This window comes from Streptomyces sp. NPDC058650 (assembly GCF_042717315.1).
GTDB lineage: Bacteria > Actinomycetota > Actinomycetes > Streptomycetales > Streptomycetaceae > Streptomyces.
On sequence record NZ_JBHXRL010000001.1, the window covers coordinates 169,121 to 187,488 of the forward strand.

The window sequence follows — 18,368 nt, forward strand, 5'->3', positions numbered from 1 at the left end:
ACCCGCCCCCGGCTCTCCGGGCCACCTGCGTCCCGGGCCCTCGCACGGGCGTCGCCAGCAGGCTCCCCACCCGCCTCCGCATCCTCCGCGCCCGCCGCTCACGCACCACCGCGCGGACGGCCTGCCCACACAGCACCATCGCCGGTGTCAGCAGCGCCGCGATCTGAACGACCCCCCTCATGCCCGCTCCCCTCCCCGGACGATCCGCGCGGCCCACCACAGGCCGGCCGCCTCCAGCGCACCGCCCACCACCAGGCACCCCAGACCCGCCGGCGTGTGCAGCAGCACCCGCAGCGGATCGGCGCCCAGCGCCGCGCCGAGGGCGAGTCCGGCCGCCGGCAGCACCGCGAGGACCGTCACCGTCGCCCAGGCCCCGGCCAGTTCGGCCCGCAGCCGCTCCCGCTGCTCGTGGTGGTCCCGCAGGGCCGCCTCCAGCCGGTCGAGCCCGGCCGCCAGGCCCGCACCACCGTCCACGGCCACCTGCCAGCAGGCCGCCAGGCCGGCGAGCCCGTCGGCGCCGTCCTGCCGGGCCGCCCGCCGCAGCGTCTCCGGCACGTCCCCGCCGAACCGGGCCGCCGCGAGCACCACCGCCTCCTCGTCGCCCAGCCCGCCCGTCTCCCGGGCCGCGAAGGACAGCGCCTGCGCGGGCTGCCAACCGGCCCTCAACTCCCCGGAGGCGGCACCGCACAGGGCCGCCACACGCTCGGCGCGCGCCTCCCGCGCCTTCCGCCGCTCAGCCGCCCGCAGCCGCCGTGCCACCAGCGGCACCGCGACCACCCCGGCCCCCAGCGGCAGCGGCGACCCGCCCAGCAGCGCGACCACCCCCGCCACCGGCAGGCACAGCCATGCCCGCCGCCCGCGCGCCACGGCCCACCACCGCACGGCCGCCGCCCGCCACACACGGCGTTCGACCCGCTCTCCGGACCCGTCCGGCACGACACCCGCGAGCACCGCCCGGGCCCGGGCCGTCCCGCGCCGCCACTCGACCAGCCGCCACAGGCCGAGCCCCGCGCAGAACAGCGCCGCCCCCTCCGCCACCGCCCGCACCGACACCAGCTCCGCGATCACCACGTCCCGCCTCCGATCAGCGACCGCAGCCGCTCCCAGCCCCGCTCCCGCTCGAACCCGGCCGCGCCCCACCGCAGTGCCGGAACCGTCCGTACGAGTCCGTCCCGATCCCGCTCCAGGACGTGGATCTCGGCGATCCGCCGCCGCCCGTCCCGGTCCCGTACGAGGTGGAGCACCACGGACAGCCCGGCGCCCAACTGGCTGTGCAGGGCGGCCCTGTCGAGCCCGGCGGCGGTCCCGAGCGCCTCAAGACGGGCCGGTACGTCCGCCGCCGTATTGGCGTGAACAGTGCCGCAGCCGCCTTCGTGGCCGGTATTGAGGGCGGCGAGCAGGTCCACCGCCTCGCCGCCTCTGACCTCGCCGACCACCAGCCGGTCGGGGCGCATCCGCAGCGCCTGGCGGACCAGGTCCCGCAGGGTCACGAGACCGGCGCCCTCCTGGTTGGCGGGCCGCGCTTCGAGCCGCACCACGTGCGGGTGGTCAGGTCGCAGCTCCGCCGAGTCCTCGGCGAGCACGATCCGCTCCCGCTTCCCCACGAGCCCCAGCAAGGAGGCGAGCAGAGTGGTCTTCCCCGTCCCCGTGCCGCCGCTGACGAGGTACGACACACGGGCGTCGATCAGCGCCCGCAGGACGCGGGCCCCGCCCGGCGGCACGGTGCCCGCGTCGGCCAGCTCGTCCAGGGAGTAGGCACGCGGGCGCACGACCCGCAGCGACAGGCAGGTCGAGCCGACCGCCACCGGGGGCAGCACCGCGTGCATGCGGGTGCCGTCGGGCAGCCGCGCGTCCACCCAGGGCCTGGCGTCGTCGAGCCGGCGTCCCGCCACGGCCGCGAGCCGCTGCGCGAGCCTGCGGACGGCGGTGGCGTCGGGGAAGGACACCGGGGCCCGTTCGAGACCGGCGCCGCGGTCCACCCACACCCGGTCGGGCGCCGAGACCAGGACGTCGGTGACCGCCGGATCGGCGAGCAGCGGCTCCAGCGGCCCGGTCCCGATCAGCTCGGACCTGAGCTCCTCGGCCGCGCCGAGCACCTCCACGTCGCCGAGGAGTCGCCCCTGGGCCCGCAACGCCGCCGCCACCCGCGCCGGAGTGGGCTCGGCGCCGCTCGCCGCGAGCCGCTGCCGCACGGCGTCGAGCAGCCCCGCACCGCCGCCCCCGAGCCCGCCGCCGGGTCCGATTCCGTCGCCGCCCGCGACGACGGTCCCGGTCATGCCGCACCGCCGGGGACGAGGGCGCGCTCCCAGAAGGCGGCGCAGAACCGGCCGAGCGCCCCACGGGGCTCCGCGCCCGGCGGCACGCCGGCGTCCTGGTCGGCGACGATTCCCGGGTCGTAGGGCAGTTCACCGGCGAGCGGCAGCCGCAGCGCGTCGGCGATCCAGCGCTCGTCGAGCCCCGCCGCGTACGGCCCGCGGACCACGGCCCGGAGGTCGCGCACGACCATGCCGAGGACCGAGGCCACCCGGTGGGCCGCCGCGACGGCCCTCAGCTCTCCCGGGACGACGAGCAGTCCGAGGTCGAGCTGGGCCAGGGCCTCGGCGGCCGCCTCGTCGGTCCCGCGCGGCAGGTCGACCACGACGACCCCGCCGCGACGGCGCGCGGCGGCGAGCACGGACCGCACGGCCTCGGGCGGCACCGGCGCCGCGGGCTCCCTGCCCCAGCTGAGCACCCGCACGCCGCGTACGGCGGGCAGCGACTCCTCCAGGGCGCCGCCGGCCAGCCGTCCCTTCGAGGCGGCGAAGTCGGGCCAGCGCCTGCCGTCCTCGCGCTCGCCGCCGAGCAAGACGTCGAGCCCCCCGCCCAGCGGGTCGCCGTCGACGAGCAGGGTGCGCCGGCCGATCCGTGCGGCGGCCAGCGCGAGACCGCAGGCCAGGGTGGAGGCGCCCGCGCCGCCCCGGCCGCCGACGACCCCGACGGTCAACGCCTGCCGCCCCACGCCCTCGGCCGCGTCGGCGATGCGGTCGACGAGGACGCTCTCGGCTTCCGGCAGCCGCAACACGCACTCCGCGCCGACCTCGACGGCCAGCCGCCAGACCCCCGGATCGTCCTGCGCGCGGCCGACGAGGACGACCCCCGGACGACGAACCGCCCCTCGGCAGCGGACCGCCGCGTCGTCACCGACCAGGACGAGCGGCGGGTCGGTCCAACTCGCCCGCCGCTCCGGCACCCGGTGATGCACCTCGGGCTCGACTCCGGCCGCCGCGCACAGCCGAAGGAGGTCGTCGAGGAGCGCGAGGTCCTCGGTGACGATCAGCGGCCCCGCGCGGCGCGGCTCGTCGGCCGCCCCACCCGGGGCCTCGGCGCTCGCGGGCGTCCTCTCCCCGGTCCTCCCCGCAGCCCTCGCCGCAGTCCTCGCCGCGCTCCTGGCCCCGGAAGTCCTTGTTCCCTCCACCGCGCGCACCCCTCTCGTGATTCCTGTCGTCCGCGAACTTCGCGTCAGGAATCACCGTGGGGCCGCAACGGGAATCTCGGAGATCTCACCGAAAAACTGTGGATAACCGCCGCCCTGTGAATATCCGCGCCACCCCTCCGGGGACTCCCCGGAACGCAGTCTGTCGGTTACTCTGAGTGACGAATCGAGTGCTCGACGACAGACCGGCCGGATCGCGGCCGAGACACGGGGAGAGAGGGGCTGACGATGACACGGAGGGCCAAAACGGCTCCGGACATGCGACGACCCCCGCCGGGGGGGAGAGCGGGGGTCGTCTTTCCGGCCGACTCGGGGGGGGAGGAGCCGGACCGGGTTAGCACGGTCGCGAACGATCCGTGACTTCCATGGTGTACCCGAGAGCCTTCTCAGGCAAACCCACGCGCCCCAGCGTACGCCGAATGGCGGGCACCTATGCTCAGGCTTGTGGAAAACCACTCCTTGCCGCGCACAGCCGCCTTCTTTGACCTGGACAAGACGGTCATTGCGAAGTCCTCGACGCTGACCTTCAGCAAGTCCTTCTACCGGGGCGGACTGATCAGCCGCCGCGCCGCCCTGCGGACGGCCTACATCCAGTTCGTGTTCCTGGTGGGCGGAGCCGATCACGACCAGATGGAGCGGATGCGTGAATATCTTTCCGCGCTCTGCAAAGGCTGGAACGTCGCCCAGGTCAAGGAGCTCGTCGCCGAGACCCTGCACGACCTGATCGACCCGATCATCTACGACGAGGCCGCCTCCCTCATCGAGGAACACCACGCCGCCGGCCGCGACGTCGTGATCGTCTCCACGTCCGGCGCCGAGGTCGTCGAGCCGATCGGCGAGATGCTCGGAGCCGACCGCGTCGTCGCCACCCGGATGGTGGTCGGCGAGGACGGCTGCTTCACCGGTGAGGTGGAGTACTACGCCTACGGGCCGACCAAGGCCGAGGCCGTCCGGGAACTCGCGGAGTCGGAGGGCTACGACCTTTCCCGCTGCTACGCCTACAGCGATTCGGCGACCGACATCCCCATGCTGGAGGCCGTCGGCCACCCGTTCGCCGTCAACCCCGACCGGACACTGCGCCGCGAGGCCGTCGCCCGCGAATGGCCGGTGCTCTCCTTCGACAAGCCGGTACGCCTCAAGCAGCGACTGCCGGCATTCCGAATGCCGCCCCGCCCCGCACTCGTCGCCGCCGCGGCCGTCGGCGCGGCGGCTGCGGCCGGGCTCGTCTGGTACGCCTCCCGGCGCCGCCAGGCGCTCACCCATCGCCTTGCCGGTGACTTTGCCCGAATTTGAGCAATGAGCAAAGAAGCGGAGTCAGCACTTTCGCTTCCCCGCCGACAGGAGTAGAAAGGAATCAGGCCCGCGAGACCGAGGACATCCGAGAGGATCACCTGTTGAGCATGAAGGCCCCACGGACCTAGCACAGAAACCGAGCACCCACGCGACGTCGACCCGTCGATTACGGGCCAGCCGCACCAGGCCAAGGGCAAAGTTCCCGGCCTGATGGGCACTTATCGAGGACGCATGGTAACTGGGTAGACGTGCCAGCGGCGGTACCAGACCTGGTGCCGCCGCAACCCGTTTCCGGCCCGGCTCCGGATCGCAACCGAAGCCGGTGCCGGAAACGGCCCGGCAACCGAGGACGGATCCGCCTCAGGCCGCGCCGCGCTGGAGCGCCTCGCAGACGGCCGTCGACTCCCGGACCCCCAGCTCGACCGAGCGCCCGCAGTGCGCGATCCAGGCACCCACACCCTCCGGGGTGCCCGACAGGTACCCCTCGAACGCGGCGAGGTACGCCGCCCGCCCCTGCTCGGCGTGGCCGACTTCCGCCGGGCAGACCGCCTTGGGGTCGAGGCCGCTGCCCACCAGCACGATCCGCTCCGCCGCCCGCGCGACGAGGCCGTTGTACGAGGTGAAGGGGCGCAGCGCGAGAAGTTCGCCGTGCACGACCGCGGCCGTCACGAGCGCCGGGGCGTCTCCACCCGCGACGATCAGCTCCGCGAGCCCGTCGAGGCGGCCGGCCACCTCGGAGGGCATCGGCAGCGGGGCCTCGATCAGCGGCTCGTCGACGGTCTCGCCGTCCAGCCGGGGCCGCCCGACCGAGTCGCCCACGACTCCGGCACCACCCGCACCACCCGCGCTGCCCGAGACCCCCGCGTCGCCCGCGGCGACCAGGTGGAGCCGGGCCAGTACCCGCATCGGCGACTGGCGCCAGATGGAGAGGAGCTGCCCGGCCTCCGCGCCCAGGCGCAGGGCGGCGCCGACCGTGCGAGCCTCGGCGTCGGCACTGAAGTCGGTGCGCCGGCGAACCTCTTCCAGGGCCCAGTCGGCACCGGAGAGGGCGGCCGAGCCGCGCGCCCCGCGCAGCGCCGCCTCGGAGGAGATCTCGTTGCTGCGGCGCCGCATCACACGGTGGCCGTAGACCCGGTCGACGGCCTTGCGTACGGAGTCCACCGCGTCGGCGACGCCCGGCAGGGAGCCGAGGGCGGCCAAGGGGTCAGAGGCGTGCGTACTCATAAGTAGGGAGGCTACGCGCCCCGGCGGCCCGCCCCACGATGGAGTGGTCTTCTTCACGCACCTCGACCACACCGCGCACGCATGCCACTACGCTAGGTGAACATGAAGATCGCTTTCGTGGGGAAGGGCGGCAGCGGCAAGACCACGCTGTCCTCGCTCTTCATCCGCCACCTCGCCGCCACCGAGTCCCCGGTCGTCGCCGTCGACGCCGACATCAACCAGCACCTGGGCGCCGCGCTCGGCCTGCCCGAGTCCGAGGCCGCCGCGATGCCCGCGATGGGCGCGCACCTGCCGCTCATCAAGGAGTACCTGCGGGGCTCGAACCCGCGGATCGTCTCGGCCGACACGATGATCAAGACGACGCCGCCCGGGGAGGGTTCGCGGCTGTTGCGGGTCCGCGAGGACAACCCGGTGTACGAGGCCTGCGCGCGCACGGTCGGGCTCGACGACGGCGACATCCGGCTGATGGCGACCGGACCCTTCACGGAGTCGGACCTCGGGGTGTCCTGCTACCACTCGAAGGTCGGCGCGGTGGAGCTCTGCCTCAACCACCTGGTGGACGGGGCCGACGAGTACGTGGTCGTCGACATGACGGCGGGCTCGGACTCCTTCGCGTCGGGCCTCTTCACCCGCTTCGACATGACCTTCCTGGTGGCCGAGCCGACCCGCAAGGGCGTCTCGGTCTACCGCCAGTACAAGGAGTACGCGCGGGACTTCGGCGTCGCGCTCAAGGTCGTCGGGAACAAGGTGCAGGGTCAGGACGACCTCGACTTCCTGCGCGCGGAGGTCGGCGACGACCTGCTGGTGACGGTGGGCCACTCGGACTGGGTCCGCGCGATGGAGAAGGGCCGCCCGCCCCGCTTCGAGCTCCTGGAGGCGAAGAACCGCATGTCGCTCCAGGCCCTCCAGGACGCGGCCGACGACTCGTACGCCCACCGCGACTGGGACCGCTACACGCGCCAGATGGTCCATTTCCACCTGCGCAACGCGGAGAGCTGGGGCAACGCCAAGACGGGGGCCGACCTGGCGGCGCAGGTCGATCCCGGGTTCGTCCTCGGCGAACCGCTGGCCGTCCCGTAGCCCGGCCGACGACGCCTCGGACCGGACGCCGCCGGACGGAGTCCGGCGCGGCGCCCCGAAGCCCGCGAGGCGCCCCCAGCGCCCCCGGCGCGAGCGGCGCAAAGACAAGCGGCCCGCGGCCGACCTGGCAGCGCAGGTCGACCCCGGGTTCGTGTGGTGCGAAGGGCTCAGTGCCGTTCAGCCTGCTTGACGCCGGTCGCCGGGGCGCCCGCCGGGGCGGGCGGCTGGGCGGCCAGGAAGGTCTGCCAGCCGCCCTGCGGGGCCTCGCCGACCTTCAGGGTGCGCATCTTGGCGATGACCTCGGGGTCCTGGGCGTCGAGCCAGTCGGCGAGCTGACGGAAGGACACGCACTTGACGTCCTTCTGCACGCAGACCGTCGCGATGGTCTCCTCGATGGCGCGCATGTACGTGCCGCCGTTCCAGGACTCGAAGTGGTTGCCGATGATCAGCGGCGCGCGGTTGCCCTTGTAGGAGCGTTCGAAGGCCTGGACCAGGCCGTCCCGCATCTGGTCGCCCCAGTACCCGTGCTGGGACGGGTCACCCTGGGTCGTGCCAGGGGACTGGTTGACCAGGAAGTTGTAGTCCATGGAGAGCGTCTGGAAGGCGCGGCCGGGGACCGGTACCAGCTGCATCGACAGGTCCCACAGGCCCAGGTCCTTCTTGGGCCAGATCTGGTCGTTGACGCCGCTCGTGTCGTAACGGAAGCCCATCTCGCTCGCCGCCTGGACGAAGTTCTTCCGTCCCTCCAGGCAGGGGGTGCGAGCCCCGACGAGTTCCTTGTCGTAGTCGAAGGGCAGCGGCTGCTCCGCGCGTAGGCCGGCGTTCGTCTTCCAGTTCTTGACGAACGACTTGGCCTGGTTGATCTCGCTCTTCCACTCCTCGGGCGACCACTTGCCGACGCTGGTGTCCGTCCCGCAGAAGTGCCCGTTGAAGTGGGTGCCGATCTCGTTGCCCTCCTGCCACGCCGCCCGCAGTTCGCGGACGGTGGCACGGATCCCTTCGACGTCGTTGAAGCCGATGTCGGAGCGGCCCGCATTGTGCCGCGGCGGGTCGTAGAGCTTCCGCTTCTCCTCGGGCAGCAGGTACACGCCGCTCAGGAAGTACGTCATGGACGCGCCGTACTTCCTGCCGACCGAGCGGAAGTGGGAGAACAGCTTCTGGCTGTCCTCGCCCGCGCCGTCCCACGAGAAGACCACGAACTGCGGCGGCGTCTCCCCCGGCTTGAGCCGCTGCCAGACCGGCTGGTGGGGCTGGGCGCCGGTGAAGGCCGTGGAGCCGTCACCGATCAGGCGGACCGCGTTCGGCGGAGCCGCGGCCGGGCCCTTCTTGGCACCCGAGCCACCCGGCGTGCCCTTCGTGGCAGCGCCGTCGGAGCCCGAGCAGCCGGCGAGGCCGGTGATCAGGGCGACGGCGAGGGCACCGGCGGCGAGCGCCTTCTTGTGGACTGCCTTGTGGATTGCGGTCCTTCTCCCGGCGGCTGGCATCCGCCCACCTCTCCTCAGAGCACGTTCCGTACGAGCGGCGTCCCGTACGGGCGGCGTCAACGTCGCACCACACCCGCCGGGGAGATGAAACGACAAGCGGCATTCCGCTCACTTATCACCGGAACCGGTGAATCATTGCCCTGTTTGCCCCGAAAATAATGCCGGAGACTTTACTCTCCATTACGATCCATTTACCGAGCGTTGATCCTCCCCATCCCGGGGATCCCGCCGGAATCCCGCCGCTGCACGCCGTGACCCACGGCCGCGACCCCCACGTTCGTCCCGCACGAGCCGCGACCGCGCTGCCCCGGAGGAGACGGGAACATGACCCTCTGCACCCCTGCCCGCAAGACCACACGCAAGACCAACCGCCGGAAAACCAGCCGGCCCCACGTCCAGCGGCCCCACAGCCCGCCGGACGGCCCGCACCGCTTCCGCGTCGCCGGCGCGGACCTGTCCGCCTCGGTCGCCGTCTTCCTGATCGCCCTGCCGCTCTCGCTCGGCATCGCGCTCGCCACCGGAGCGCCGCTCCAGTCCGGCCTGGTCGCCGCAGCCGTCGGCGGCATCGTCGCCGGCCGGTTCGGCGGCTCCCCCCTCCAGGTGAGCGGGCCCGCCGCCGGCCTCACCGTGGTGACCGCCGAGCTCATCCAGCGGTACGGCTGGCGCACCACCTGCGCCATCACCGTCCTCGCCGGACTCGCCCAACTCGGCCTGTCCGTTCTGCGCGTGGCCCGCTCCGCCCTCGCCGTCTCGCCCGCGATCGTGCACGGCATGCTGGCCGGCATCGGCGTCACCATCGCCCTCGCCCAGCTCCACATCGTGCTCGGCGGCACCCCGCAGAGCTCCGCCGTGGACAACGTCCTCGGCCTGCCCGCCCAGTTGACGGACATCCACCCGTCCGCGCTCGCCATCAGCGCTCTCACCGTGACCGTGCTGCTGTCCTGGCCGAAGCTTCCGGGGCGGGCCGGCCGGCTCGTACAGAGGGTGCCCGCCGCACTCGTCGCGGTGGCCGGGGCGACGGCGGTGGCCGTCGTCGCCGGGCTCTCCGTGCCGCGCGTCGACCTGCCCTCCTGGAGCAGCCACGCGCTGCCCGGCCTGCCCGAGGGGCCGGTCCTCGGCATCGCCGCCGGGGTGCTCACGATCACGCTGGTGACGAGCGTGCAGTCGCTGCTCTCCGCCGTCGCGGTGGACAAGCTGGTCGCCGCCCGCCCGGACCGCGGCCGGAGCGTCCCCCGCTCCCACCTCGACCGTGAGCTCGCCGGACAGGGCGCGGCCAACATGGTCTCCGGCGCGCTCGGCGGACTGCCGGTCGCCGGGGTCGCGGTCCGCAGCGTCGCCAACGTCTCGGCGGGCGCGGTGAGCCGCGCCTCCACCATGCTCCACGGCCTGTGGATCGTGCTGGCGGCCCTGCTGCTCGTCCCCGCGCTCGACCTGATCCCGCTGGCCGCGCTCGCGGCGCTCGTCATGGTGGTCGGCATCCAGATGGTCAGCATCACCCACATCCGTACGGTCACCCGGCACCGCGAAGTCGTCGTCTACGCCGTGACGCTGGCCGGTGTCGTCCTCGTCGGCATCCTGGAAGGCGTCGCCCTCGGCATCGCCGTCGCCATCGCCGTCGCCCTGCACCGGCTGGCCCACACCCGGATCAGCCGCGAGGAGCGGGACGGAAGCCAGCTGCTGCACGTACGGGGCCAGCTGACCTTCCTCGCCGTCCCCCGGCTGAGCCGCGCCCTGCACCAACTGCCCCAGGGGTCCCATGTCGTGGTCGAGCTGGACGGATCCTTCATGGACCACGCGGCCTACGAGACGCTGAGCGAGTGGAGGTCCGGGCACCTCGCCCGCGGCGGCACGGTCGAGACGACCGGTCCGTCCGGCGCCCGGATCGCCGAACCCGCCCCCGATACGGCCTCCGACCCCGCCGCGCCCGCCTGCTCCCGCCCCTGGACCGCGTGGCACAACCACCAGTGCGGAGAACGGCCGGCCGACGGGCACGCCGAGACCGACGGGCCGGACGCGGCCGCTGAGCCCGCCGGGGCCCGGAGGACCTCCGGGCTGCACTTGGCCAGTGGCATCGGCAAGTTCCAGCGGAACACCGCCCCGCTCGTACGGGACGAACTGGCCCGGCTCGCCCGCGAGGGCCAGCGCCCCTCACAGCTCTTCCTGACCTGCGCGGACTCCCGCCTGGTCACGAGCATGATCACCTCCAGCGGCCCGGGTGACCTCTTCACCGTGCGCAACGTCGGCAACCTCGTCCCCCTCCCCGGCGAGGAGAGCGGGGACGACTCGGTGGCCGCGGCGATCGAGTACGCGGTGGACGTGCTCCGGGTCCAGTCGATCACCGTGTGCGGCCACTCCGGCTGCGGCGCGATGCAGGCCCTGCTGGGCAAGGGCCCGGACGATCCGGCGACACCGACGACCCCGCTGCGGCGCTGGCTGCGACACGGCCGGCCGAGCCTGGAGCGGATGGCGAGCCGGCGGCACGCCTGGGCCCGTATCTCCGGACGGCTGCCGGCCGACGCGGTCGAGCAGCTCTGCCTGACCAACGTGGTGCAGCAGCTGGAGCACCTCAGGGCGTACGAGTCGGTGGCGCGCCGACTGGCCGACGGCAGTCTCACGCTGCACGGCATGTACTTCCACGTGGGCGAGGCGCAGGCGTACCTGCTCGCAGGCGCGGACGAGGTGCACAGCTACGACGACGTCTTCACCCGGGTCATGCCGACGGCCCTCGCGGAGACCGACCGCACGGAGACGGCCCACGCGGAGACCGACCACACGGAGACGGCCCACGGGGAGACGGCCCACGGGGACGCCGGGCAGGCGGAGGCGGTCCCCCTGGAGACCGCCCGCGCGTCCTGAAACCTTCGGCGCGATCCCGTCCCCGCGCGTTCTGAACCATCGGCTCCGGCCGTCCGTGAGACTGTGTGGCCCCTTCTCCCACCGCCCGGGAAGGAGGGGCCACCGCACGTCGTACAGCTCACAGGTCTAAACCAATTACCTGGATGCTCTTGTCACCCGGGCATCTGACTGGTGAGGTATGACGCGGGACACATACGCACAGAGGACGCCCTGGGAAAGGGAGATGTCGTGAGCAACGAATCCTTGGCCAACCTGCTCAAGGAAGAGCGGCGGTTCGCGCCGCCTGCCGAGCTGGCCGCGGACGCCAATGTGACGGCGGAGGCGTACGAGCAGGCCAAGGCGGACAGGCTGGGCTTCTGGGCCGAGCAGGCCAAGCGCCTGACCTGGGCCACCGAGCCGACCGAGACGCTCGACTGGTCGAACGCGCCGTTCGCCAAGTGGTTCGCGGACGGCGAGCTGAACGTGGCGTACAACTGCGTCGACCGCCATGTCGAGGCCGGTCACGGCGACCGGGTCGCCATCCACTTCGAAGGCGAGCCGGGCGACAGCCGCGCCATCACCTACGCCGAGCTCAAGGACGAGGTCTCGCGGGCCGCCAACGCCCTGACCGAGCTGGGCGTCCGCAAGGGCGACCGGGTCGCCGTCTACCTGCCGATGATCCCCGAGGCGGCCATCACGATGCTGGCCTGCGCCCGCGTCGGCGCCGCCCACTCGGTGGTCTTCGGCGGCTTCTCGGCCGACGCCGTGGCCTCCCGCATCCAGGACGCCGACGCCAAGCTGGTCGTCACGGCCGACGGCGGCTACCGCCGCGGCAAGCCGAGCGCCCTCAAGCCGGCCATCGACGAGGCCGTCGCCAAGTGCCCGCAGGTCGAGCACGTCCTCGTGGTCCGCCGTACGGGCCAGGAGACCGCCTTCACCGAGGGCCGCGACGTGTGGTGGGACGACATCGTCGCCCGCCAGTCCGCCGAGCACACCCCGGAGGCCTTCGAGGCGGAGCACCCGCTCTTCATCCTCTACACCTCCGGCACCACGGGGAAGCCGAAGGGCATCCTGCACACCTCCGGCGGCTACCTCACCCAGGCCGCGTACACGCACCACGCCGTCTTCGACCTGAAGCCGGAGACGGACGTCTACTGGTGCACCGCCGACATCGGCTGGGTCACCGGGCACTCGTACATCGTCTACGGCCCGCTGGCCAACGGCGCGACGCAGGTCATGTACGAGGGCACCCCGGACACCCCGCACCAGGGCCGGGTCTTCGAGATCGTGCAGAAGTACGGCGTCACGATCCTCTACACGGCGCCGACGCTGATCCGCACGTTCATGAAGTGGGGCGACGACATCCCCGCGAAGTTCGACCTGTCCAGCCTCCGCGTGCTGGGCTCGGTCGGCGAGCCGATCAACCCCGAGGCCTGGGTCTGGTACCGCGAGCACATCGGCGCCAACAAGTGCCCGATCGTGGACACCTGGTGGCAGACCGAGACCGGCGCGATGATGATCTCGCCGCTGCCCGGAGTCACCGAGACCAAGCCGGGCTCCGCCCAGCGCCCGCTGCCCGGCATCGCCGCGACCGTCGTCGACGACGAGGCGAACGAGGTGCCGAACGGCGGCGGCGGCTACCTGGTCCTCACCGAGCCGTGGCCGTCGATGCTCCGCACGATCTGGGGCGACGACCAGCGCTACATCGACACGTACTGGTCCCGCTTCGAGGGCAAGTACTTCGCCGGTGACGGCGCCAAGAAGGACGAGGACGGCGACATCTGGCTGCTCGGCCGGGTCGACGACGTCATGCTCGTCTCGGGCCACAACATCTCGACCACCGAGGTCGAGTCGGCGCTCGTCTCCCACCCGTCGGTGGCCGAGGCGGCCGTCGTCGGCGCCGCCGACGAGACGACCGGCCAGGCCATCGTCGCCTTCGTCATCCTGCGCGGCTCGGCCAGCGAGACGCTGACTTCATCCGCTGACGCGGTGGAAAACCTCGTCGCCGACCTGCGCAACCACGTCGGCGCGACCCTCGGCCCGATCGCGAAGCCGAAGCGGGTCCTGCCGGTCGCGGAGCTGCCGAAGACCCGCTCGGGCAAGATCATGCGCCGTCTGCTGCGCGACGTGGCGGAGAACCGGGAGCTGGGCGACGTCACGACGCTCACCGACTCCTCGGTCATGTCGCTCATCCAGACCCAGCTGCCGACGACGTCCAGCGAGGACTGAGCCGCAGCAGCAGCCGTACGACGCGAGACCGCCCGCCCCGATCCGTTCGGGGCGGGCGGCTTCGCGTGTCGGGCCCCGAGGGGACGAAAGGCGCGGATATCCATAAAATGAATCCCGCCGGACACCACCCGCGCTCGTTAGGTAAAGTAAGGATCGCGTCAGGAACGCGAGAGAAATACCCAGGTGCGCCGGGAAGTCTGGTCGGCATGTGCTTCGCCCTGCCCGCCCGACGGAGGTTTCCCACGTGTCCGCACCCACGCCCACACCCACCGACCGCAAGTTCCTCGGCCGGCTCTCCCTGCCCGAGCGGCGGTACCTCACCGACGCCCTGCGCACCGAGACCGTGGGCGGCGTGCTGCTCCTCCTCGCCGCCGTCGCCGCCCTCATCTGGGCCAACACCCCCGCGGCCGAGAGCTACAAGTCCGTACAGGACTTCCACATAGGCCCCGCCGCCCTCGGCCTCGACCTGTCGATCCAGCACTGGGCGGCCGACGGCCTCCTCGCGATCTTCTTCTTCGTCGCCGGCATCGAGCTCAAGCGCGAGCTCGTCGCGGGCGAGCTGCGCGACCCCAAGGCCGCCGCGCTCCCCGTCATCGCCGCGATCTGCGGCATGGCCGCGCCCGCCCTCGTCTACGCCCTGGTCAACGCCCTGGGCAACGGCTCGATGGACGGCTGGGCCGTGCCCACCGCGACCGACATCGCCTTCGCGCTCGCCGTCCTCGCCGTCATCGGCACCTCGCTGCCGTCCGCGCTCCGCGCCTTCCTGCTCACCCTCGCCGTCGTCGACGACCTCTTCGCGATCCTGATCATCGCGGTCTTCTTCACCAGCGACCTGAACTTCGCCGCGCTCGGCGGCGCCCTCGCCGGACTCGTCCTCTTCTGGGTCCTGCTCCGCAAGAACGTCCGCGGCTGGTACGTGTACGTCCCGCTGGCCCTCGTCATCTGGGCCCTGATGTACAACAGCGGCGTCCACGCCACCATCGCCGGCGTCGCCATGGGCCTGATGCTGCGCTGCACCACCCGCGAGGGTGAGAAGCAGTCCCCCGGCGAGCACATCGAGCACCTCGTACGACCGCTCTCCGCCGGCCTCGCCGTACCGCTGTTCGCGCTCTTCTCCGCCGGTGTCAGCGTCTCCGGCGGGGCGATCGGCGACGTCTTCACCCAGCCGGTCACCCTCGGCGTCGTCCTCGGTCTCGTCGTCGGCAAAGCCCTCGGCATCTTCGGCGGCACCTGGCTCGCCGCCCGCTTCACCAAGGCCGAACTCAACCCCGACCTGACCTGGCCGGACGTCTTCGCCGTCGCCTCCCTCGCCGGCATCGGCTTCACCGTCTCGCTGCTCATCGGCGAACTCGCCTTCGCCGAAGACGCCGCCCTCACCGACGAGGTGAAGGCCGCCGTCCTCATCGGCTCCCTCATCGCGGCCGTCCTCGCCTCCGTCCTGCTGAAGCTCCGGGTCCGCAGGTACCAGGCACTCATCGCCGACGAGGAGCGCGACGACGACCACGACGGCATCCCCGACATCTACGAGCAGGACGACCCGGCGTACCACGCGCGCATGGCGGAGATCTACGAGCGGAAGGCCGCCGAGCATCGCGAGCGCGCCCAAGCGGCGGGGGCATCGCGCGACGAGGCCGACCGTCCGGCATGATCTGACTCGGACCGTAGAAGTAGAAGAGGACTCGCACCGTAGAAGAGAACCTCTGACCGCAGAAGAGAAGAGGGAGCAGCGATGAGCGACCCGTTCGACGGAACCGAGCGCAGCCTCGGCCAGCTGGTCGCCTCGGCGACCGCCGAGATGTCCGCGCTGGTGCACGACGAGATCGCCCTGGCCAAGGCCGAAGTCAAGCAGGACGTCAAGCGCGGCGTGATCGGCAGCGTCGCGGGCATCGCCGCCGGCGTCGTGCTGCTGTTCTCGCTGCCGATGCTGAGCTTCGCGCTCGCGTACGCCATCAACACCTGGACCGGCGGGCACAACGGTAGCGGGGGGTGGAACCTCGTCTGGTGCTTCCTGCTCTCCTTCGCGGCGAACGTGCTGATCGCGGGGCTCCTCGGCCTCCTGGCGTACGCCAAGTTCAAGAAGGTCAAGCCGCCGGAGAAGTCCATCGCCTCCGCCAAGCAGACGGCCGCGATCATGCAGAACGCGAAGCCGCACCCCCGTCCGGAGCAGCGCCCGGCGCTGGACAAGGCCCCCGCTGTGGCACGCTCGTCCGTATGACCCTCCCCGAGAGCAGCAACGGCAACGGCGGGCCCGTCCGGCTCGACGGGCCGTGGACCCATCGCGACGTGGCCGCCAACGGCGCCCGCTTCCACATCGCCGAGATGGGTGACGGCCCGCTGGTGCTGCTCCTGCACGGCTTCCCGCAGTTCTGGTGGACCTGGCGCCACCAGCTGCCGGCCCTCGCCGACGCGGGGTTCCGGGCCGTCGCGATGGACCTGCGCGGGGTGGGCGGCAGCGACCGCACACCCCGGGGTTACGACCCCGCCAACCTGGCTCTCGACATCACCGGCGTGATCCGCTCCCTCGGGGAGCCGGACGCGGCGCTCGTCGGGCACGACCTGGGCGGCTACCTCGCCTGGACGGCGGCCGTGATGCGGCCCAAGCTGGTGCGCCGCCTGGCCGTCTCCTCGATGCCGCACCCGCGCCGCTGGCGCTCGGCGATGCTCGCCGACTTCGCGCAGTCGCGGGCCGGTTCGCACATCTGGGGCTTCCAGCGGCCGTGGCTGCCGGAGCGCCGGCTCGTCGCGGACGACGCGGCGCTCGTCGGGGAACTCATCCGGGACTGGTCGGGGCCGCGCCCCGCCGACGAGGAGGCCGTGGAGGTCTACCGGCGGGCGATGCTGGTTCCGTCGACGGCGCACTGCTCGATCGAGCCGTACCGCTGGATGGTGCGGTCCCTGGCCCGCCCCGACGGCATCCAGTTCAACCGGCGCATGAAGCGGCCCGTACGGGTGCCGACGCTGCACCTGCACGGCTCGATGGACCCGGTGATGCGGACCCGCAGCGCGGCCGGCTCGGGCGAGTACGTGGAGGCGCCGTACCGCTGGCGGCTCTTCGACGGCCTCGGTCACTTCCCCCACGAGGAGGACCCGGTGGCCTTCTCGACGGAGCTCGTCAACTGGCTGAAGGACCCCGAGCCCGATCGCTGACGCTCCGTCTGCACCGGTGCCCGGCCCCCCTTCTGACGCACGGACATCCGTCGAACGGCCATGTGCCCGGCGCATACTCCGATTGGCGGGCCCCCGGGCGGTTACCGACCTTGGGGCACGGGCAGACGTCGGGGTATGGGCTGGACGCACGACTACGGTGACACAGCACGCAACCGCCGCTCGGCCGCTGGGCCGGGCTCCCGAGAGAGGGGTGGCCCGCAGGACCAGGGCCACGCGCACGCCGTGCAAGAGGTAGGGATCTCGCGCATTCTGCGCCGCCGGGCCCGCTGGGTCTCGGCGCGGCTCCGGCATCCACGCGACACCCCCTAGGGGTCCGGGGGGCCGGGGGGTCCAAGGAGATCCGAGGAGATCCGAGGGGACTAGAGGGCGCAGCCCTGGGTGTCGACCTGCTGGCCGGCGGTCAGGCCGCGCTCGATGTCCTCGCGGATCTCGTCGACCGTCAGGGCGTAGCCCGTGTTCACGTCGTCGAGGGAGCGGGCGAAGATCACGCCGTACACCTCACCGTCCTCGGTGAGGAGCGGGCCGCCGGAGTTGCCCTGGCGCACCGTCGCGTACAGCGAGTACACGTCCCTGCGCACCTCGTCCCGCTGGTAGATGTCGGGGCCCTGGGCGCTGATACGGCCCCGCACGCGCGCCGATCGCACGTCGTACGAGCCGTTCTCCGGGAAGCCGGCGACGATCGCGCCGTCGCCGCTGCGGGCGTCCTCCTCGGTGAAGTTCAGCGGCTCCGCCTTGAGGTCCGGCACGTCCAGGACGGCGATGTCGCGCTGCCAGTCGTAGAGGACGACCTTGGCGTCGTAGAGCTTGCCCTCGCCGCCTATCTGGACGGTGGGCTCGTCGACGCCGCCGACGACATGGGCATTGGTCATGACGCGGCGGTCGGAGAAGACGAATCCGGTGCCCTCGAAGACCTTGCCGCAGCTCTGCGCCGTGCCGACGACCTTCACGATGGAGCGCTGGGCGCGGGCGGCGACCGGACTGTCGGCGAGGGCCGGGTCGGGCGGTGTGACCTGGGTGATCGGCTCGTTGGCGAAGGGGCTGAAGACCGGGGGGAGGCCACTGCGGGCCAGGGTTCTGCTGAAGTCGTCGAACCAGCCGGAAGCCTGATCGGGCATCACCTGTTCCACGCCGAGCAGGACCTTGGAGTTGCGCACCTCCTTGCCCACGGTGGGCAGCGAGGTCCGGGCCAGGGCCGAGCCGATCAGCCAGGCCACGAGCAGCATCGCGACGACGTTGACCAGCGCGCCTCCGGTGGCGTCCAGGGCGCGTACCGGTGACCAGGTGATGTACCGGCGCAGCTTGTTGCCGAGGTGGGTGGTGAACGCCTGGCCGACCGATGCGCAGACGATGACCACCATCACGAAGACGATCGTCGCCGTGGTCGAGACCTCGCTGTTGTCCGTCAGCTGGTCCCAGAGGATCGGGAGCAGCAGAACCGCGACGAGACCGCCGCCGAGGAACCCGACCACCGACAGGATGCCGACCACGAATCCCTGGCGATATCCGATGACGGCGAACCACACGGCGGCGAGCAGCAACAAGATGTCCAGCACGTTCACCGTCGTTAGCCTCGCAAATTCGTT

14 protein-coding genes are annotated in these 18,368 nt (G+C 72.2%); 8 read left to right on the forward strand and 6 right to left on the reverse strand.

Annotated features, from left to right (window positions below; all coding sequences use genetic code 11):
• Positions 1-177: 177 nt before the first annotated feature.
• From ACFWWU_RS00830 to ssd, 3 genes are read right to left on the reverse strand one after another with little or no spacing between them, the layout of a single operon-like run.
• The gene (locus ACFWWU_RS00830) at positions 178-1,071 is read right to left on the reverse strand and encodes a type II secretion system F family protein (RefSeq protein WP_384137475.1); all 894 of its coding nucleotides are present in this window, start codon (positions 1,069-1,071) and stop codon (positions 178-180) included.
• Entirely contained in the window at positions 1,065-2,276 is a 1,212-nt protein-coding gene (locus ACFWWU_RS00835) for a TadA family conjugal transfer-associated ATPase (protein ID WP_384137477.1), read from the reverse strand. Before ACFWWU_RS00835 ends, ACFWWU_RS00830 begins: the two co-directional genes overlap by 7 nt.
• On the reverse strand, positions 2,273-3,316 hold the full coding sequence (ssd, locus tag ACFWWU_RS00840; protein WP_384138380.1) for a septum site-determining protein Ssd: 1,044 nt from the start codon (positions 3,314-3,316) through the stop codon (positions 2,273-2,275). Before ssd ends, ACFWWU_RS00835 begins: the two co-directional genes overlap by 4 nt.
• Positions 3,317-3,904: 588 nt before the next feature.
• Between ssd and ACFWWU_RS00845 the strand changes: the two genes are divergently transcribed.
• Positions 3,905-4,765, forward strand: coding sequence for an HAD family hydrolase (locus ACFWWU_RS00845; RefSeq protein WP_384137479.1), 861 nt, complete (start codon positions 3,905-3,907; stop codon positions 4,763-4,765).
• 360 nt (positions 4,766-5,125) lie between these two features.
• Here the strand turns inward: ACFWWU_RS00845 and ACFWWU_RS00850 are convergent, their stop codons facing one another.
• Positions 5,126-5,989, reverse strand: coding sequence for an oxidoreductase (locus ACFWWU_RS00850; protein ID WP_384137480.1), 864 nt, complete (start codon positions 5,987-5,989; stop codon positions 5,126-5,128).
• Between the two features lie 102 nt (positions 5,990-6,091).
• On the opposite strand from ACFWWU_RS00850, the gene ACFWWU_RS00855 reads away from it, so the two are divergent.
• Positions 6,092-7,069, forward strand: a complete 978-nt coding sequence (locus ACFWWU_RS00855; protein ID WP_384137482.1) for an ATP-binding protein — start codon at positions 6,092-6,094, stop codon at positions 7,067-7,069.
• 167 nt (positions 7,070-7,236) lie between these two features.
• On the opposite strand, the gene ACFWWU_RS00860 is transcribed toward ACFWWU_RS00855, so the two are convergent.
• The gene (locus tag ACFWWU_RS00860) at positions 7,237-8,553 is read right to left on the reverse strand and encodes a hypothetical protein (protein ID WP_384137484.1); all 1,317 of its coding nucleotides are present in this window, start codon (positions 8,551-8,553) and stop codon (positions 7,237-7,239) included.
• A gap of 324 nt (positions 8,554-8,877) precedes the next feature.
• On the opposite strand from ACFWWU_RS00860, the gene ACFWWU_RS00865 reads away from it, so the two are divergent.
• The 6 genes from ACFWWU_RS00865 to ACFWWU_RS00890 all read left to right on the forward strand — a co-directional run bounded on the left by ACFWWU_RS00865 (position 8,878) and on the right by ACFWWU_RS00890 (position 17,094).
• Positions 8,878-11,409 carry a bifunctional SulP family inorganic anion transporter/carbonic anhydrase gene (locus ACFWWU_RS00865; RefSeq protein WP_384137486.1) on the forward strand — a complete coding sequence of 844 codons (2,532 nt, stop codon included), beginning with the start codon at positions 8,878-8,880 and terminating at the stop codon, positions 11,407-11,409.
• Positions 11,410-11,637: 228 nt separating this feature from the next.
• Complete coding sequence (gene acs / locus ACFWWU_RS00870; protein WP_384137487.1) at positions 11,638-13,617, forward strand: acetate--CoA ligase; 1,980 nt, start codon at positions 11,638-11,640, stop codon at positions 13,615-13,617.
• A 244-nt stretch (positions 13,618-13,861) separates the two neighbouring features.
• The gene (gene nhaA / locus ACFWWU_RS00875) at positions 13,862-15,265 is read left to right on the forward strand and encodes a Na+/H+ antiporter NhaA (protein ID WP_384137489.1); all 1,404 of its coding nucleotides are present in this window, start codon (positions 13,862-13,864) and stop codon (positions 15,263-15,265) included.
• Positions 15,266-15,346: 81 nt separating this feature from the next.
• A complete protein-coding gene (locus ACFWWU_RS00880; RefSeq protein WP_384137490.1) occupies positions 15,347-15,832 on the forward strand; it encodes a phage holin family protein in 486 nt (161 codons plus the stop codon).
• A complete protein-coding gene (locus tag ACFWWU_RS00885; RefSeq protein WP_384137492.1) occupies positions 15,829-16,764 on the forward strand; it encodes an alpha/beta fold hydrolase in 936 nt (311 codons plus the stop codon). The genes ACFWWU_RS00880 and ACFWWU_RS00885 overlap by 4 nt, the downstream gene beginning before the upstream one ends.
• Positions 16,765-16,899: 135 nt before the next feature.
• Complete coding sequence (locus ACFWWU_RS00890) at positions 16,900-17,094, forward strand: hypothetical protein (protein ID WP_384137494.1); 195 nt, start codon at positions 16,900-16,902, stop codon at positions 17,092-17,094.
• 50 nt (positions 17,095-17,144) lie between these two features.
• On the opposite strand, the gene ACFWWU_RS00895 is transcribed toward ACFWWU_RS00890, so the two are convergent.
• Complete coding sequence (locus ACFWWU_RS00895; protein WP_384137496.1) at positions 17,145-18,344, reverse strand: MarP family serine protease; 1,200 nt, start codon at positions 18,342-18,344, stop codon at positions 17,145-17,147.
• Positions 18,345-18,368: the final 24 nt, after the last annotated feature.

Bases quoted from the DNA above. Each gene is read 5' to 3' on its own strand.
- ACFWWU_RS00835 (WP_384137477.1), bottom strand. From the start codon at position 2,276: ATGACCGGGACCGTCGTCGCGGGCGGCGACGGAATCGGACCCGGCGGC.
- ACFWWU_RS00845 (WP_384137479.1), top strand. From the start codon at position 3,905: ATGCTCAGGCTTGTGGAAAACCACTCCTTGCCGCGCACAGCCGCCTTC.
- ACFWWU_RS00850 (WP_384137480.1), bottom strand. From the start codon at position 5,989: ATGAGTACGCACGCCTCTGACCCCTTGGCCGCCCTCGGCTCCCTGCCG.
- ACFWWU_RS00855 (WP_384137482.1), top strand. From the start codon at position 6,092: ATGAAGATCGCTTTCGTGGGGAAGGGCGGCAGCGGCAAGACCACGCTG.
- ACFWWU_RS00860 (WP_384137484.1), bottom strand. From the start codon at position 8,553: ATGCCAGCCGCCGGGAGAAGGACCGCAATCCACAAGGCAGTCCACAAG.
- ACFWWU_RS00865 (WP_384137486.1), top strand. From the start codon at position 8,878: ATGACCCTCTGCACCCCTGCCCGCAAGACCACACGCAAGACCAACCGC.
- ACFWWU_RS00880 (WP_384137490.1), top strand. From the start codon at position 15,347: ATGAGCGACCCGTTCGACGGAACCGAGCGCAGCCTCGGCCAGCTGGTC.
- ACFWWU_RS00885 (WP_384137492.1), top strand. From the start codon at position 15,829: ATGACCCTCCCCGAGAGCAGCAACGGCAACGGCGGGCCCGTCCGGCTC.
- ACFWWU_RS00890 (WP_384137494.1), top strand. From the start codon at position 16,900: ATGGGCTGGACGCACGACTACGGTGACACAGCACGCAACCGCCGCTCG.